We start from the raw sequence: 16440 nt of genomic DNA on the forward strand, positions 1-16440 counted from the left end.
CCTCAGAAGAGATCGCTACGGGATTTCAGCAGGCTCTCCACATCTTTATCGACCTTGATATGGATCTCATGCTCAATTTTGACGTTCATGTTGATGGTGATCGGCTCTTTTGGCGCCGCCACTTCAATTCGCGGCGTACAGCCAGCCAGCAGCGTTACCGCCAGCAGGCCTGGCACGATTTTCAGGGTTCTCATCTCTTTTCCTCGCACGACGTGCCCTTTTTGCAGCGCGTATCGGGCAGCGCCGCATGTTGCTCCAGCCATGACTGTAAGTTGTCAGCAAAACGCAGACTGCGCCATAGCGTGAACAGATTTTCCTGATGGGTGTAGTTGAGATTAACACGCCCGCTTTTCCCTTCGGCATAACTGGTGCCGGAAAGCTTCGCGCGCAGGGTTAACTGCCCCAGATTATCGACATCGATCTTCGTCCACGAGCGCGAAATTTCCATATAGCGCAGCCAGTTAATCGCCGCGCCCGCCGCCATATGGTCGTTGACGATGGCGTCCGCGGTGTTTTTATCGAGCCGCAGCGTCATCGGCCCCGGGTTATGCAGCCAGCCATCTTTGATGATCCAGCGTGGGTTATCGAGCCACAGCGGCAGCGCGCCGTCAATGGGGCCGGAGAGCGCGAACTGCTTCGGATTCACCGCGCTTATCACTTCACTCGCTTCAATATGCTTCAGGCGCAGCAGCGCCGCGTCGTGCTGCGGCAGGCGGAGCTGTTGCAGCGTTACTTTGCCACCCAGCACATCGACGCTGACATCGCTAAGGGTCAGCGGGTCCTGTTCGCTGTAGGGCCACGTCCCCTGTAAATCGGCGGTGATATTTTTTGCCGTCACCTGATTGACCACTTCACCGATGCGCAGCGATACCGGGTGGCGCGTGCCGAGTTGCCAGCTGGCATCGCGGTAGCGGAACGGCAACACAAAGTCGACGCCGTGGATCTCGTTATCCGGCGTCCAGACGCTGCCATTTTTCAGCACGCCGTGGCCGCCCGCTTCAAACCCCTGATCGGCTGCGGCGGAAAAGGCGACCTGCGCGTAAAGAGAGCCGTCGAGCAGATTCATTTTCCACTCCGGCGGCACAAGCGGCTGGAACACGGTCAGGGATTGCTGTGGCCACCACGCCTGGCCGCGCAGGCGCTCGCCGTCCCAGCGACCATTCACCTGTACCGGGCCAATCGCTTCGGCGTTAAGCGCGCCTTTGAACTGGAAGCGTGTCGGCTCTGTGCCATCAACGCTGAAATGCAGGGTTGAGGGCGGTAAAACGCTGCCGCTGCTGAAGGTCGTTTTGCCCGCATCCAGCGTCAGAGCGCCGGTAAAGCGCGGTTTAACCGCATTACGCAGCCAGCGTACTGGTTTATCCAGCACCAGCCTCGGCTTACTCATCTGCATGGCGCCATACTGCAGCTGATCAAAACCGGTAGAGAGTTCCGTTAAGGTGATTGCCTCGTCGCGCCACTCTCCCCGCCCGGCAACATCCCAGCGAGCGTGCATCGGCGTGAAATGACCATCGCCCCAGTAACGCCAGCGCCATAATCCGTTATCCGGCAGGAAATCCTCCGCCCGACCGTCAAGATGGAGGGTGAAGTCGCCGAGCGCATTCTCATGGGCGCGCAGAATAGCCTGCAACCGCCCGTCGATGCCGCGTTGCGTCAGGCTGACACCCGCCAGCGGCCAGCGCACCTCATCAATATTTAGCGAATCAATAATGCGCCCTCGTGAGCGCAGCAGTGCGCCGGGGCTGAAGGCCAGGAGCGGATCCTCAAGGCTACCGCTGAGGCGGCCGGGGAGCACGGCATAGAAGATCAAATCGCCCTGCTTCGCCTCACCGGTCAGCTGCAACGGCATATCGCTGTTGCCGGGGCTGAGGCGTCCCGGCCCGAAGTTGAGCACGGCGTTACCTTTGCCGGCATCGCCCTGAGTTAAGACATTTAACCGCCCGCTGATACGTGCATTTTCAAGACCGGCCTGCCAGTTATCGATGTTCACGCCGACGCGGCCGCTTAACGGAAAGCCCTGGTAAGGCCAGCTCCAGCGCCCATCGCTGATGGCGAAGCGCTCTTCGCTCATCTGCCAGGGGAGATCCAGCAATGGCTCCCCTTCGCCACGCGCCATCACAATCAGTTGCCCCTGGTTATCGCGCCAGTCGAGATCGACATCGAGGATGTGCGGCTGCTGCGGCAGCGTTAAGGTGCTCTCCATATGCCCGTTCACCGGGATGCCCGCCGGATCGTTGGGCAACGTAAATTCACCGCCAAGGGTAAGTGGCGGCTGATCGCTAAACAGCTTTAGCGCCATGCGATTGACGTTCAGCTTCTGGCCCTGCAGGCGCGCATTCAGTTCGACGCGTTCACCCTGATAAGTGAGCGCCTGAACCTGCGGCGTCAGCGCCAGCGAGAGTTTGCCCTGCCACGTTTTCCACGGCGACACCGTCAGGCGATCGACAGTTACCCAGCTGTAAGGCAGCAGCGACTGCCACTGCGCCAGCGAACGCGGCGCGCTACTCGCTTCCTCGTTTTTGGCGAGTTTATTCAGGCAATCGGTGTTAATCACCAGCGTATCGATATGCAACTGCCAGCGGCTGGGATGGGTCAGCCGGGCATTGCGGAGCTCGGCGAGGGTACACTCACCGGCGATGTAGCGTAAATCGGGGATATGCAGGGAGCGGAAGGTGATGCGCGGGCTGTCGCTCATGGCGATGCGCGTGTCGGCGGGCAACCAGATGCCGACCAGCGTCGGCACCCACTGCGCCAGCGTCAGCAGCAGCGTGAGCGGCAGCAGTATAAACAGTAGTGCCAGTGCGATGGCGGCCTTGTATTTACCCTTCATGGGCGGCTAATATCCTGATTTTGCATCTAATTGAGGCGAAACTGGCGTCTATTGTGCCACGTCGCGGCGCGATATTGAACGCACACGCCTCGTTAATCATAGACTGGCCGCTGCGTTTACCCCTAATGAGCGTTCAAGCGATGAGCCGCCGAGCTCTCTTCCCGGGATAGACATATACTCAATCTGGAAGCATTCACCTCGCCTCTGTCTCTAAACAATATTTGAGCATTTACTTAATAATTTTAAAACGTGATAATAGAGGCAGAAAATCATTGGAGAAAAGTCTTATGAAACTCGCGATATACAGCACAAAACAATACGATAAAAAGTATTTGCAGCAGGTAAACGAGCGCTATGGCTACGATCTTGAATTTTTCGACTTTCTCCTGACGGAAAAGACCGCCAAAACCGCCAATGGCTGCGAAGGTGTCTGTATTTTCGTCAATGATGACGGCAGCCGCCCGGTGCTGGAAGAGCTGAAGAAGCTCGGCGTGAAGTTTATTGCTCTGCGTTGCGCAGGCTTTAACAACGTCGATCTGGACGCGGCAAAAGAGCTGGGGCTGAGCGTCGTGCGCGTACCGGCCTACTCGCCGGAAGCGGTGGCCGAGCATGCTATCGGCATGATGATGACCCTTAACCGTCGCATTCACCGCGCCTATCAACGCACCCGCGATGCCAACTTCTCCCTTGAGGGTCTGACCGGTTTCACGATGTATGGAAAAACGGCTGGCGTGATCGGCACCGGGAAAATTGGCGTTGCCGCGCTGCGTATTCTGAAAGGTTTCGGTATGCGCCTGCTGGCGTTTGATCCCTACCCGAGCGCAGCGGCGCTGGATATGGGCGTCGAATATGTCGACCTGCAAACGCTCTTTTCGCAGTCAGACGTCATCTCCCTGCACTGCCCGCTGACGCCGGAGAACTTCCATCTGCTCAACCAGACCGCGTTTGAGCAGATGAAAAACGGCGTGATGATCATTAACACCAGCCGCGGCGGGCTGGTAGATTCCCAGGCCGCGATAGAAGCATTAAAGACGCAGAAGATTGGCGCGCTGGGAATGGACGTGTATGAGAACGAGCGCGATCTCTTCTTTGAAGATAAATCCAACGATGTGATTCAGGATGATGTGTTCCGCCGCTTGTCCGCCTGCCACAACGTGCTGTTTACCGGACATCAGGCATTCCTGACTGCCGAAGCGTTAACCAGTATTTCGGAAACGACGCTGGAAAACTTGCGTCAGTTGCATGAGGGCGAAAGCTGCCCGAACGCGCTGACCTGAGACCCGCTCCCCATCGCCGGGGAGCGTTTTAAGAGTAACCCCGGTGACACGGCTGTTCGACCGGGTACAATTCCCACCGTTTTGATGGAACGAACCCAGAGGAAAAGATGAAAAAATTGATCGCTTTGGTCGCGTTGAGCGCAGTGCTTGCTGGCTGCGTCAGTTCCCGCGCCGTACAGCTGAAACCAGAACAACTGGAAAATCAGCGATTTGTATTGACTACATTTAATGGCAAAAGCATTGCGCCAGATGAGCCGAAACCCGAGATCCGCTTTGATAAAGATCTGCGCGTATCCGGCAAAATGTGTAACGGTTTTACCGGTCAGGGCAAACTCTCTGAAGGTGCCTTAACCGTGAAACATCTGGCGATGACGATGATGATGTGCCCGGACGCGCAGCGTAACGAACTGGACCACACCATTAATGCGATGCTCGCCGAGGGCGCGCAGGTTGATCTGACGGGAAATCAGCTGACGCTGACCACTGCGACGCAGACCCTGATTTACACCCGCGCCGCGAACGCTCAGTAACTTCCGCAACTGCCGGTGGCAAGCGACTGCTCGCTGCAGCGTTTGCCATTCGGCAGTGCACACATCCCTGTCATTGACCCATCAAGCTGGCGTGCGACGGACATAGAGCCGCCGATCATCGCACAGTTGGCCTGCCCACTATTAGACATCGCCGCTTTTAACCCTGGCGCAACGTGCGCGGCGGTGGCCTGCTGTACAGGTTCACTACTGCAGGCTGACAATAACAGTGCGGCACACCCAATCCATAATGCTGAACGCATCTCTTCCTCTCCCCCATCAAAAAAGCGAAACCCAAGCATCATAGGCAGCAAGGCGCAATACGTCGAGGGCTGAAACTCATCTTTGTGGCGCGGTGAAACACTTTTTTGCGATTTTTCTAATAATGCACCGGGTTTGGCCGTCGCATCCGGTGGTTTGCGGCGGGCAACGGGAGAAGCGTCTGCAACACTCATCACCCACTACTGTTTGGTGTTTTTTTAATTAGCCACGCTCCCTTTTTATTTATCTTTAATATATTTACCCTTTAATTAATACATGCGGGATATATTTACACCATTTTTTATTCAAACAGATCTCAATATTTCCAAAAGTAATTGAAAAATAATTAGACGCTCCCGTAATATCGCGCACAGATTTTTTCCTTAATTAAAGAAATGGTTACCAATATGTTATTTAAAAAAACGTTTTATGCAGCAGTTATTGCTTCGTGTTTTTCGTTAGCGGGTTGTCAATCAAATGCTGATTATTTAGCTGCGGATGTTTACAGCGCCGACCAGGTGAATGCCAAACAGAAAACAAAAACCGTTACGATCTTATCTGTCCTGCCAGCCAAAGTTGCGGTGGATAATAGTGAGAATAAAAAAGCTGCGCAGACATTTGGTGCCGTGCTGGGCGCGGTTGCCGGTGGCGTGGCCGGACACAATATCGAAAGTGGTTCTACGCTGAATACCGTAGCCGGTGGCGTGGGCGGCGGCGCGGTCGGTGCTGCGGCTGGCTCTCTCGTCAAAGATAAGGTCCTGGTTGAAGCCGTTACCTTAAGCTACAAAGAGGGTAAACATGTATTCTCCTCTACTCAGGTGGGTAAAAGCTGCATGTTTACCCCGGGCCTCGCGGTAATTATCTCTATGGGCAAAGACGAGACGCGTATTCAACCCAACGCTACCTGCCCTGAGAAAAAATAAAAGGTCACAAATGAAACGCGCAGCGTTATTTGTTTTTCTGACAGCCGTAACTTTTACCCCTGATTATCTCTGCGCCGCAACGCTTCAGGAGCAATTAAAGGCAGTGGCTACTGCTGAAAGCGAAGGCGAAATGCAGGCGCAGCAGGAACAGGAGTACTGGCGAGAAAAAAGACGTCAGCACCGGGAGAAAAAGAGGGCCGCTGTTGCGGCTCAGCGTGCGGCTAGTAATGCTAGACAGGCGAAGCGTGAAGCAGAAATAGCCGCAGATAAAAAACGCGATCGGCAGTTTGAGGATCAACTCCGCGATCTTGAAATTGAAAACCGGCGCCTGGAGCTGCAGGCAAAATCGGCTCGTGTGCAGAGGGAGAAGGATTTCGTTGAGCAAGAGCTTAAACAGCGAGCGGCGCAAACGGAGGTCATTCAGTCTGAAGCTGATGCCAGACGTAACCTCTCATCGGGTGGAAAGGCATTAATGGAAAGCGAAGGTAAAGCCCGAGAAAAAGAGGCCAGCAGCTGGTGGTAACAGCCTAAAGCGGAACATTATGTTCCGCTTTTTTATTGCTCAGCCTGGATCAATTTGTGCACTCGAAGACCATGTAAGTTCAGGGGATTAGAGAAAAGTCTTATACTTGCTTAACAATTACAGGACTCGTCGCCGTAAAACGCGTCCCTTCTTTTGAGCAATGTAAGGGTGCCTTATGATCACAATTGACGGTAATGGCGCAGTCGCATCCGTTGCGTACCGCACCAGTGAAGTTATCGCCATCTACCCGATTACCCCCAGTTCAACGATGGCTGAACAGGCAGATGCCTGGGCAGGCAACGGCCTGAAAAATATCTGGGGCGATACGCCGCGCGTGGTAGAAATGCAGTCAGAAGCGGGGGCGATTGCCGCCGTGCACGGGGCATTGCAGACCGGGGCGCTCTCAACGTCGTTTACCTCATCGCAGGGTTTACTGCTGATGATCCCGACCCTCTATAAGCTGGCCGGGCAGTTAACTCCCTTTGTGCTGCACGTTGCCGCGCGAACTGTCGCGACCCATGCGCTGTCGATTTTTGGCGACCACTCCGATGTCATGGCGGTGCGTCAGACCGGCTGCGCCCTGCTCTGCGCCAGCAGCGTGCAGGAAGCGCAGGATTTTGCCCTCATCTCCCATATCGCGACGCTGAAAAGCCGCGTGCCATTTATTCACTTCTTTGATGGTTTTCGCACCTCGCACGAGATTAACAAGATCGTGCCGCTTGCGGACGACACCCTGCGCGCGCTGATGCCCGAGCAGGAGATTGACCAGCATCGTGCGCGTGCCCTCAACCCGGAACACCCGGTTATCCGCGGCACCTCCGCAAACCCGGACACCTATTTCCAGTCCCGCGAAGCGACAAACCCGTGGTACAACGCCGTTTACGACCATGTTGAGCAGGCGATGGATGATTTTGCCGCCGCCACGGGTCGCCACTACAAACCGTTTGAGTATTATGGTCACCCGCAGGCGGAGCGCGTAATCGTACTGATGGGCTCGGCGATTGGCACCTGCGAAGAGGTGATTGATGAGCTGCTGACGCGCGGAGATAAAGTTGGCGTGCTGAAAGTGCGGCTCTATCGCCCCTTCAGCGCCGCGCACCTGCTGGCGGTGCTGCCGCAAAGCGTGCGCAGCGTGGCGGTGTTGGATCGCACCAAAGAGCCGGGCGCGCAGGCGGAGCCGCTCTATCTCGATGTGATGACCGCGCTGGCGGAAGCCTTTAATTGCGGTGAGCGCGAAACGTTGCCGCGCGTGATTGGCGGCCGCTATGGGTTGTCGTCGAAAGAGTTCGGCCCGGAGTGTGTGTTAGCCGTTTTCAATGAGTTGCGTGCCGAGAAGCCGAAGCCGCGTTTCACCGTTGGCATTTATGATGATGTTACTCACCTCTCCCTGCCGCTGCCGGAGAACACCCTGCCGACGCACGCCAAACTGGAAGCGCTCTTCTATGGGCTTGGCAGCGATGGCAGCGTCTCGGCGACCAAGAACAATATCAAGATCATTGGTAACGCGACGCCGTGGTACGCGCAGGGCTACTTTGTCTATGACTCCAAAAAAGCGGGCGGGCTGACGGTTTCCCACCTGCGCGTCAGCGAAAGGCCGATTAACTCGGCCTATCTGGTGTCGCAGGCCGATTTTGTCGGCTGTCACCAGCTGCAATTTATCGACAAATACCAGATGGCAGAGCGCCTGAAACCGGGCGGTATTTTCCTGCTTAACACGCCTTACAGCGCAGATGAGGTGTGGTCGCGTCTGCCGCAGGAAGTGCAGGCGGTGCTCAGGCAGAAAAACGCCCGTTTTTATGTCGTTAACGCGGCGAAAATTGCCCGCGAATGCGGGCTGGGCGCGCGCATCAACACTGTAATGCAGATGGCCTTTTTCCACCTCACCGCCATCCTGCCGGGCGACAGCGCGTTAACGGCGTTGCAGGGCGCGATTGCGAAAAGCTACAGCAGCAAAGGCCAGGAGCTGGTAGAGCGCAACTGGCAGGCACTGGCGCTGGCGCGCGAATCACTGGCCGAAGTGCCGCTGCAGGAAGTGGACAGCCAAAGCGCGCATCGCCCACCGGTGGTCTCAGACAGCGCGCCGGACTTTGTTAAAACGGTGACGGCGGCGATGCTGGCCGGGCTTGGCGACGCCCTGCCCGTCTCTGCGCTGCCGCCGGATGGCACCTGGCCGGTGGGCACCACGCGCTGGGAGAAGCGCAATATTGCCGAAGCGATCCCCATCTGGAAAGAGGAGCTGTGCACCCAGTGTAACCACTGCGTTGCCGCCTGCCCGCACTCGGCGATTCGTGCCAAAGTCGTGCCGCCGCAGGCGATGGAGGATGCACCGGCAAGCCTGCATTCGCTGGATGTGAAAGCGCGCGATATGCGCGGCCAGAAATATGTTCTGCAAGTGGCACCGGAAGATTGCACCGGCTGTAACCTCTGCGTTGAAGTCTGCCCGGCGAAAGATCGTCAGAACCCGGAGATCAAGGCGATCAATATGATGTCGCGCCTTGAGCATGTCGAAGAGGAGAAAGCGAATTATGACTTCTTCCTCAACCTGCCGGAGATTGACCGCAGCCAGCTGGAGCGCATTGATATACGTACCTCGCAGCTTATTTCGCCGCTGTTTGAGTACTCGGGTGCCTGCTCAGGCTGTGGCGAAACGCCCTATATCAAGCTGCTGACCCAGCTCTATGGCGACCGCATGATGATTGCTAACGCCACCGGCTGCTCCTCGATTTATGGCGGCAACCTGCCCTCAACCCCCTACACCACCGATGCCAACGGGCGCGGGCCGGCGTGGGCCAACTCGCTGTTTGAAGATAACGCTGAGTTCGGGCTTGGCTTCCGCCTGAGCGTTGACCAGCATCGCCAGCGCGTTATGCGCCTGGTGGAGCAGTTTGCGGACGCGCTGCCCGCCGATCTGCTTGCCGACCTGCGTGCCGATGCCACGCCAGAGCTGCGCCGCGATCAGGTAGCGGCCCTGCGCAGTGCGCTGGGTGATGTGGAAGGCGCGCAGCAACTGCTGACCGATGCCGATGCGCTGGTCGAGAAGTCGATCTGGCTGATTGGCGGCGATGGCTGGGCTTACGATATTGGCTTTGGCGGCCTCGATCATGTGATGAGCCTGACCGAGAACGTCAATATCCTGGTGCTCGATACCCAGTGTTACTCGAATACTGGCGGCCAGGCTTCCAAAGCCACGCCGCTCGGTGCGGTGACCAAGTTTGGCGAGCACGGTAAGCGCAAAGCGCGCAAAGATCTCGGCGTCAGCATGATGATGTATGGTCATGTCTACGTTGCGCAGATCTCGCTCGGCGCACAGCTTAACCAGACGGTGAAAGCGATTCAGGAAGCGGAGGCTTACCCTGGCCCGTCGCTGATTATCGCCTACAGCCCCTGCGAGGAGCATGGCTACGATCTGGCGCTGAGCCACGATCAGATGCGCCAGCTGACCGCAACCGGCTTCTGGCCGCTCTATCGCTACGATCCGCGTCGCGAAGCGGAAGGCAAAATCCCGCTGGCGCTCGACTCCCGCCCACCGTCGGATGCGCTGGCAGAAACGTTGCTTAATGAGCAGCGCTTTAAACGCCTGAATGCGCAGCAGCCGGAGGTGGCTGAGCAGTTGTGGAAAGATGCAGCGGCAGATCTGCAAAAACGCTACGACTTCCTCGCGCAACTGGCCGGGAAAGCGGAAAAAAGCGCGGCTGAATAACGCGCAAAGCAAATAAAAGCCGCCGGTTGTCCCCCGGCGGCTTTTTTATGTCACTGTTTTGCATGACAACGGGCGGCAAGCTGGCTAATAATCACCACTCAACCCGGCGGCAAGGACATCTTCATGCGTCATCACCCTGTTACATCATCACGAATTGCCTCTGTGGGGTATGACCCGCAAAGCCGCACGCTGGAGATCCGCTTTCACGATAAGCGCACCTATCAATATCACGAGGTGCCCGAGCGCATTTTTACCCTTTTTCTTACCGTCGTGTCGAAAGGCCGCTTTTATGATGGCGTGGTGAAAGGCAAATATAAGGAAAAGCGCATCGCCTGAGCCACCCTTGCCAAGTGATAAATACCTGCCACAGGCGTAAATCATTGGTACAATCCCGCCCTAATCGCGTATCTCTGCCCGTGGTTTACCGACCGCTGGCGCAAAAAAACCGAATTGAGCCTTTTTCATGTCGCAAAATCAAGAAATTAGCAAAAAAGAACAGTACAACCTCAACAAGTTGCAGAAGCGTCTGCGCCGTAACGTCGGCGAGGCGATTGCCGACTTCAATATGATTGAAGAAGGCGACCGGATTATGGTTTGCCTCTCCGGCGGCAAAGATAGCTACACCATGCTGGAGATCTTGCGCAACCTGCAGCAGAGTGCGCCGGTCAACTTCTCGCTGATTGCGGTCAACCTCGATCAGAAACAGCCCGGCTTCCCGGAGCATATTCTGCCTGAGTACCTTGAAGCGCAGGGCGTCGAGTACAAAATCGTCGAAGAGAACACCTACGGCATCGTGAAAGAGAAGATCCCGGAAGGCAAAACCACCTGCTCGCTCTGCTCACGCCTGCGCCGCGGCATTCTCTACCGCACCGCAACCGAACTGGGCGCGACGAAAATTGCTCTCGGCCACCACCGCGACGATATTCTGCAAACGCTGTTCCTCAATATGTTCTACGGCGGCAAGATGAAAGGCATGCCACCGAAGCTGATGAGCGATGATGGCAAGCACATTGTTATCCGCCCGCTGGCCTACTGCCGCGAGAAAGATATTGAGCGCTTCTCCGAAGCCAAAGGCTTCCCGATTATTCCGTGCAACCTCTGCGGTTCGCAGCCGAACCTGCAGCGCCAGGTGATTGCCGATATGCTGCGCGACTGGGATAAACGCTACCCGGGCCGTATCGAAACCATGTTCAGCGCCATGCAGAATGTGGTGCCATCGCACCTGAGCGATATCAACCTGTTCGATTTCAAAGGGATCAAACACGGTTCGGAAGTGGTCAACGGCGGCGACCTGGCATTCGATCGCGAAGAGATCCCGACGCAGCCAGTTGGCTGGCAGCCGGAAGAGGATGATGCCCAGCTCGATGCGCTACGGCTGAATGTGATTGAAGTGAAGTAAAAAAAAGCCTCTCAGGTCACTCACTGAGAGGCTTTTTTAATGGCGCTGGCATTATTTCAGCAATCGCACACGGCAGGCTTTGCCTTTGATTTTGCCGTTTTGTAGCTGCTTCCACGCCTGGCGCGCCACGCTCTGTCGCACTGCGACATAAACATGCGCCGGATGGACGGTGATCTTGCCGATATCGGCCCCGTCCAGCCCCATCTCACCCGTTAACGCCCCCAGCACATCGCCCGGACGCATTTTGGCTTTCTTACCGCCATCAATGCATAGCGTGGTCATCTCTGCCGCCAGCGGCGCGATGGCGACATTGGCTGGCGCAGAAAGCCAGTTCAGCTTCAGGTGCAGCATCTCCGAGAGAATATTCGCCCGCTGCGCCTCTTCCGGTGCGCAGAGGCTAATCGCCAGCCCCTGATTCCCGGCGCGCGCGGTGCGCCCGATACGGTGAACGTGCACTTCCGGATCCCATGCCAGCTCATAGTTGACGACCAGCTCAAGGGATTTGATATCCAGACCGCGCGCGGCGACATCGGTCGCCACCAGTACACGGGCACTGCCGTTAGCAAAACGCACCAGCGTCTGGTCGCGGTCGCGCTGCTCCAGATCGCCATGCAACGCCAGCGCATCCTGGCCTGCGGCGTTCAGCGCATCGCACACTTCCTGGCAATCTTTTTTGGTGTTACAGAAGACCACACAGGAGGCCGGGCGGTGGACGCTCAGCAGTTTTTGCAACAGCGGGATTTTGCCGTGACGGGAGACTTCAAAAAATTGCTGCTCGATAGCGGGCAGATCGTCAACGGTATCGATCTCTACTGTTTCCGGGTTGCGCTGCACGCGCCCGCTGATAGCCGCGATGGCCTCCGGCCAGGTGGCGGAAAAGAGCAAGGTCTGGCGCTGTGCCGGGGCAAAGCGAATTACCTCATCAATGGCGTCGCTAAAGCCCATATCGAGCATGCGATCGGCTTCATCCATCACCAGCGTTTGCAGGTTCTCCAGCGAGATCGTGCTTTTTTGCAGATGATCCAGCAGGCGGCCCGGCGTGGCGACAATGATATGCGGCGCATGCTGCAATGAATCTCGCTGTGCGCCAAACGGCTGGCCGCCGCAGATCGTCAAAATTTTAGTGTTCGGCATCGAGCGCGCCAGACGGCGCAGTTCACTGGCAACCTGATCCGCCAGTTCGCGCGTCGGGCATAAGATCAGCGACTGGGTCTGAAAACGGCTGCTATCGATATGCTGTAACACGCCAAGACCAAACGCCGCTGTTTTACCGCTGCCGGTTTTTGCCTGCACGCGGACATCTTTTCCGGCCAGAATCAGGGGAAGCGCAGCAGCCTGCACGGGGGTCATGGTGAGGTAGCCCAGTTCGTTAAGGTTCTCGATCTGGGCGGCGGGCAGCATATTCAGTGTTGAAAAAGCGGTCAAAATAGAGTCTCGCGATAAAAGGCTTCGGTTCAGCAGGCGCGTATCCTCTCAGATCTGCCCCCTTAACGCGACAATTTAATCGGCTCTTCATCCGGCGGCGGATCCGGCAACGGCTGCGGTTTTGGGATCGGCTCCGGGATTGGCACCGGGTCGTTCGGCACGGGGTCGGGCGGCAGTGAATAGAGCGCGTTACGTAACGTCAGAGTAGCCATGGTGATCTCCACTTCAGCATTGTCGTTACTTTAAAGGTAGAAGCTCATGGCGCAGAGGCAAAAAAAAGCCGACTGATTAAGTCGGCATCGTACGAATCAATTGTGCTATGCAGTAATTCAAAAAAAGGAAGTAAGACAATATGGAGCGCAACGCCCATCGCTTGACGTTGCATTCACCTGCGACGTGAATATTGCCCTGAATAGGCGCGGCGTTTATTGACCTCGCTCAACTTAAGTGGCGTTTTAATGTTCAATTAATGTTAAAAAAGTTAAATTTTACAGCCATTTACTGCGATGCAGCCACCAGGTAACACCACCGATCAGCAGCGCTAACGCGGCGCAGAAGATGGCAAAACCTAAGTGCCAACCGCCGCCGGGAATGCCGCCAAGGTTGACGCCAAACAGCCCGGTTAAAAAGGTGCTGGGGAGAAAAACCATCGCCATCAGCGACATGGTATAGGAGCGCCGCGCAAGTGACTCCTGCATCACCTGGGTGATCTCGTCGGTCATCACGGCGGTACGCGCAATGCAGGCATCAATCTCATCCAGCCCGCGTCCGAGGCGATCGGCGATATCCTGCATGCGGCGGCGCTGATCGTCGCTCATCCACGGCAAACGTTCGCTGGCCAGCCGCGCAAAGACATCGCGCTGCGGCGCCATATAGCGACGCATGACAATTAACTGCTTGCGCAGCAGTGCCAGAATGCCGCGCGGCGGAACCTGCTGGTCGAGCAGGTCATCTTCGAGATCGATAATCCGGTCGTGAAGTGATTCAATAAACTCGCTGGCGTGGTCGGTGAGCGAATCGCAGACATCCACCAGCCAACCGCCGCAATCCGTTGGCCCGCTACCCTCTTCCAGTTCGCTGACGACATCATCCAGCGCCAGCACTTTTCGCTGTCGCGTCGAGACGATCATCCGCTCGTCCATATAAACGCGTACGGCAACCAGCTGATCGGGGCGTTCGTCGGTGCTGCCATTAATGCAGCGCAGCGTAATCAGTGTCCCTTCGCCCATGCGGCTCACTCTCGGCCGTAAACTCTCGCCCGCCAGCGCGTTACGCACGCTGTTCGGTAAGACGGGCGTCGTTTCCAGCCACTGCGCGCTCTCCTGGTTGGTGTAATTCAGGTGCACCCAGCAGGGTGTCTGAGCGGTGATCTCATCATCCGCTGCCAGCGGTTTGACGCCGCCTTTGCCGTCCAGCTGCCACGCGTAAACCGCGTCCGGCACCTGCAGGTCGGCTCCTTTAATGGCTTCCACTGCGCCTCCACATTCAGTCTTAGTTGATGACAGTCTAGCCATGCGTCAACGTTAAGCAATCATGGCGCTGAATTTGCTAACAAATTACGACGGATTGCCATAAAAAAAGCCCGCACTGCGGGCTTTTTATCCACTAAACGCCATTAAAACGAGTGCCAGTAATTCTCCTGGCCGCCACCGACCGCTGCTGAAAGCGGCGCCCGCTGCTTCTCTGGCTGCGCATCGCGTTGACGCGCAGGCGCTGTTTTTTCATCAGCCAGGCTAAATTTACTGGTGCGCTGCTGTAACTCTTCAACGCGATGTTTCAGTAGATCCGACGAGCCGGCAAGTTCATCAACCACCGATACGTTGCTTTGCGTAACCTGCTCCAGCTCCGCCAGCGCAAGGGTGATTTGCGCAATGCCCTTCTCCTGTTGCAGCGTGGAGACGGCAATCTCATCCATCAATTTACTGACAATGCTGGCACCGGAGACAATCTCCTGCATGTTCTGCCCGGCTTCGCTCACCACTGTCGCGCCCTGCGTAACGTTATCGGTCGTGACGGCAATCAGCGATTTGATGTTCTTGGCCGCCTCGGCGCTGCGGTGCGCAAGGCTGCGCACTTCGCCAGCAACCACCGAGAAACCTTTGCCGTGATCGCCGGCGCGCGCCGCTTCCACCGCAGCGTTCAGTGCCAGAATATTGGTCTGGAAAGCGATGCCGTCAATAATGGAGATGATTTCGCGCATCTGCTCCGCGCAATCGGTAATGGATTGCATATTCTTCGCCACCTGGCCCATCAACTGACCGCCGCGTTCAGCGCAGGAAGAGGCATCATTAGCGCGGGTGCTGGCAAGCCGCGTGTTATCGGCATTGTTTTTGGTACTGGAGGCCATCTCCTCCATGCTGGAGGCGGTCTGCACCAGTGCTGCGGATTGCTCTTCCGTTTTCACCGACAGATCGGCACTGCGTGAAGCGAGCTGGGCGGAAAGCCCGAGCGCATTATCGGAGGAGAGGCGTATCTCTTTGACCAGCACGGCAATACTGGCGGATAAGCTATTGATACCGGGAATTAAACGGCCGGCACAGTTATTACCAAACTCCGGAATAACAATCGACAGATTACCTGCCGTCACCGCCTCAATACTTCTCTTAACCGTATTAATTGGCGTCACCAGATACTGCGTTAAATATATCCATATTAACGCCAGCGAAATAATCGATACGATACTTACCGCAGCAATTAATGGGATATTTTTTGAGAGCACGATCACTATCGTATCAACGATAACAAAAGAGACCAGAAGGTAAAAAAATATAAAGGTACGAACGCTGAGATTTCTTAACATAATGAGACTCGCCAGAACACCGGAGGACGGTAGCCTCGTTATAACACTCGAAATCCGCTTTGACACGGCTAATTTAGCGCAATGCCAGGTTTGCCTTAAAGCGCCTTAGATTTTACTTAAGTGATATTAAATAACCTTAAAGCGGCCAGACAAGCAGCACAAAAGACCATAAACAGCGCAAAAACAGATCGCGGGTATAACAATATATCATATAAAAAGAGTTTAATTAGCGAGATAATTTTGGCGCACTACATATTTAATTTAGCCAGAATAAAGATTATCTAAATAATTAAAGGTTTGGTTTTTTATGCCGATATTAATATGTTCAATTCAGACAGCGATTTATTTAATAGCAAAATTAAACAGGCGCTGCTGCTTGTAAACAAGCCAGCATAACGCCTCTTTCGTTTTAAACGTGGTGCGGCAATCAGTGGATGCCAAGCCGCCAGGCAAAGTCGATCTCCTCTTTCAACTCACTATGGGAGAGCGTAAGCAGATCTTCAAACTCAAGTTTCAGCAGGTTCAGTCTCTTCAGGTATTCAGCCGGGGTGAGCGCGCTTTTGTCGCGACGCAGGTATTCGATGGCCAGTTCGGTAGGGTTGAGTGGGTTCGACATAACATCCTCTTGGTTGGTTAAAACATCAGCACTATAGCACAAATGACTGCTTGTTTTTTGACCAAAGTCGGAAAAATCTGCCGGAAACGCCCACTATACGCGGCCTGCGGGAAAAATGTAAAAAGGAGTTGCATGTTCAAATGATAAAGATTATCTTTC

The 16440-nt window shown here is 55.7% G+C and carries 15 protein-coding genes; 7 read left to right on the forward strand and 8 right to left on the reverse strand.

From position 1 onward, the window contains the following. Positions 1–2: 2 nt before the first annotated feature. Positions 3–194, reverse strand: coding sequence for a YnbE family lipoprotein (locus IAE48_RS04225; protein WP_054803764.1), 192 nt, complete (start codon positions 192–194; stop codon positions 3–5). After that, complete coding sequence (locus IAE48_RS04230) at positions 191–2830, reverse strand: YdbH family protein (RefSeq protein WP_200133591.1); 2640 nt, start codon at positions 2828–2830, stop codon at positions 191–193. Before IAE48_RS04230 ends, IAE48_RS04225 begins: the two co-directional genes overlap by 4 nt. Before the next feature lie 287 nt (positions 2831–3117). Between IAE48_RS04230 and IAE48_RS04235 the strand changes: the two genes are divergently transcribed. Together IAE48_RS04235 and hslJ are read left to right on the forward strand one after the other, a co-directional pair. Continuing rightward, positions 3118–4107: a 2-hydroxyacid dehydrogenase gene (locus tag IAE48_RS04235; RefSeq protein ID WP_023478880.1), complete on the forward strand. Its 990-nt coding sequence runs from the start codon at positions 3118–3120 to the stop codon at positions 4105–4107. 107 nt (positions 4108–4214) lie between these two features. Continuing rightward, positions 4215–4637: a heat shock protein HslJ gene (hslJ, locus tag IAE48_RS04240; protein WP_094419954.1), complete on the forward strand. Its 423-nt coding sequence runs from the start codon at positions 4215–4217 to the stop codon at positions 4635–4637. On the opposite strand, the gene IAE48_RS04245 is transcribed toward hslJ, so the two are convergent. Then, on the reverse strand, positions 4631–4897 hold the full coding sequence (locus IAE48_RS04245; RefSeq protein ID WP_023478601.1) for a DUF333 domain-containing protein: 267 nt from the start codon (positions 4895–4897) through the stop codon (positions 4631–4633). The genes hslJ and IAE48_RS04245 overlap by 7 nt on opposite strands. A 405-nt stretch (positions 4898–5302) precedes the next feature. Here IAE48_RS04245 and IAE48_RS04250 point away from each other — a divergent pair, with 405 nt between their 5' ends. The 5 genes from IAE48_RS04250 to ttcA all read left to right on the forward strand — a co-directional run bounded on the left by IAE48_RS04250 (position 5303) and on the right by ttcA (position 11440). After that, positions 5303–5818, forward strand: a complete 516-nt coding sequence (locus IAE48_RS04250) for a glycine zipper 2TM domain-containing protein (protein ID WP_200133592.1) — start codon at positions 5303–5305, stop codon at positions 5816–5818. Positions 5819–5828: 10 nt separating this feature from the next. Then, positions 5829–6341, forward strand: coding sequence for a DUF5384 family protein (locus tag IAE48_RS04255; protein ID WP_200133593.1), 513 nt, complete (start codon positions 5829–5831; stop codon positions 6339–6341). Between the two features lie 175 nt (positions 6342–6516). Further along, positions 6517–10041, forward strand: coding sequence for a pyruvate:ferredoxin (flavodoxin) oxidoreductase (gene nifJ, locus IAE48_RS04260; RefSeq protein ID WP_200133594.1), 3525 nt, complete (start codon positions 6517–6519; stop codon positions 10039–10041). A 123-nt stretch (positions 10042–10164) separates the two neighbouring features. Beyond that, positions 10165–10377 carry a KTSC domain-containing protein gene (locus IAE48_RS04265; RefSeq protein WP_094419956.1) on the forward strand — a complete coding sequence of 71 codons (213 nt, stop codon included), beginning with the start codon at positions 10165–10167 and terminating at the stop codon, positions 10375–10377. A 127-nt stretch (positions 10378–10504) separates the two neighbouring features. After that, positions 10505–11440, forward strand: coding sequence for a tRNA 2-thiocytidine(32) synthetase TtcA (gene ttcA, locus IAE48_RS04270; protein WP_042712108.1), 936 nt, complete (start codon positions 10505–10507; stop codon positions 11438–11440). Between the two features lie 51 nt (positions 11441–11491). On the opposite strand, the gene dbpA is transcribed toward ttcA, so the two are convergent. The 5 genes from dbpA to IAE48_RS04295 form a co-directional block, all read right to left on the reverse strand. Continuing rightward, the gene (gene dbpA, locus IAE48_RS04275) at positions 11492–12865 is read right to left on the reverse strand and encodes an ATP-dependent RNA helicase DbpA (RefSeq protein ID WP_200133595.1); all 1374 of its coding nucleotides are present in this window, start codon (positions 12863–12865) and stop codon (positions 11492–11494) included. A gap of 62 nt (positions 12866–12927) precedes the next feature. After that, positions 12928–13077, reverse strand: coding sequence for a hypothetical protein (locus IAE48_RS04280; RefSeq protein ID WP_200133596.1), 150 nt, complete (start codon positions 13075–13077; stop codon positions 12928–12930). A gap of 276 nt (positions 13078–13353) precedes the next feature. Beyond that, complete coding sequence (gene zntB, locus IAE48_RS04285; protein WP_094419959.1) at positions 13354–14337, reverse strand: zinc transporter ZntB; 984 nt, start codon at positions 14335–14337, stop codon at positions 13354–13356. A 143-nt stretch (positions 14338–14480) separates the two neighbouring features. Continuing rightward, positions 14481–15665 carry a methyl-accepting chemotaxis protein gene (locus IAE48_RS04290; RefSeq protein ID WP_200133597.1) on the reverse strand — a complete coding sequence of 395 codons (1185 nt, stop codon included), beginning with the start codon at positions 15663–15665 and terminating at the stop codon, positions 14481–14483. A gap of 427 nt (positions 15666–16092) precedes the next feature. Then, a complete protein-coding gene (locus IAE48_RS04295; RefSeq protein WP_023478583.1) occupies positions 16093–16281 on the reverse strand; it encodes a YdiH family protein in 189 nt (62 codons plus the stop codon). Positions 16282–16440 lie beyond the last annotated feature (159 nt).

The organism is Kosakonia sp. S57 (assembly GCF_016516575.1).
Classification (GTDB): Bacteria; Pseudomonadota; Gammaproteobacteria; order Enterobacterales; family Enterobacteriaceae; genus Kosakonia; species Kosakonia cowanii.

Bases quoted from the DNA above. Each gene is read 5' to 3' on its own strand.
- IAE48_RS04225 (WP_054803764.1), bottom strand. From the start codon at position 194: ATGAGAACCCTGAAAATCGTGCCAGGCCTGCTGGCGGTAACGCTGCTG.
- IAE48_RS04230 (WP_200133591.1), bottom strand. From the start codon at position 2,830: ATGAAGGGTAAATACAAGGCCGCCATCGCACTGGCACTACTGTTTATA.
- IAE48_RS04235 (WP_023478880.1), top strand. From the start codon at position 3,118: ATGAAACTCGCGATATACAGCACAAAACAATACGATAAAAAGTATTTG.
- hslJ (WP_094419954.1), top strand. From the start codon at position 4,215: ATGAAAAAATTGATCGCTTTGGTCGCGTTGAGCGCAGTGCTTGCTGGC.
- IAE48_RS04245 (WP_023478601.1), bottom strand. From the start codon at position 4,897: ATGCGTTCAGCATTATGGATTGGGTGTGCCGCACTGTTATTGTCAGCC.
- IAE48_RS04250 (WP_200133592.1), top strand. From the start codon at position 5,303: ATGTTATTTAAAAAAACGTTTTATGCAGCAGTTATTGCTTCGTGTTTT.
- IAE48_RS04255 (WP_200133593.1), top strand. From the start codon at position 5,829: ATGAAACGCGCAGCGTTATTTGTTTTTCTGACAGCCGTAACTTTTACC.
- nifJ (WP_200133594.1), top strand. From the start codon at position 6,517: ATGATCACAATTGACGGTAATGGCGCAGTCGCATCCGTTGCGTACCGC.
- IAE48_RS04265 (WP_094419956.1), top strand. From the start codon at position 10,165: ATGCGTCATCACCCTGTTACATCATCACGAATTGCCTCTGTGGGGTAT.
- ttcA (WP_042712108.1), top strand. From the start codon at position 10,505: ATGTCGCAAAATCAAGAAATTAGCAAAAAAGAACAGTACAACCTCAAC.
- IAE48_RS04280 (WP_200133596.1), bottom strand. From the start codon at position 13,077: ATGGCTACTCTGACGTTACGTAACGCGCTCTATTCACTGCCGCCCGAC.
- IAE48_RS04290 (WP_200133597.1), bottom strand. From the start codon at position 15,665: ATGTTAAGAAATCTCAGCGTTCGTACCTTTATATTTTTTTACCTTCTG.
- IAE48_RS04295 (WP_023478583.1), bottom strand. From the start codon at position 16,281: ATGTCGAACCCACTCAACCCTACCGAACTGGCCATCGAATACCTGCGT.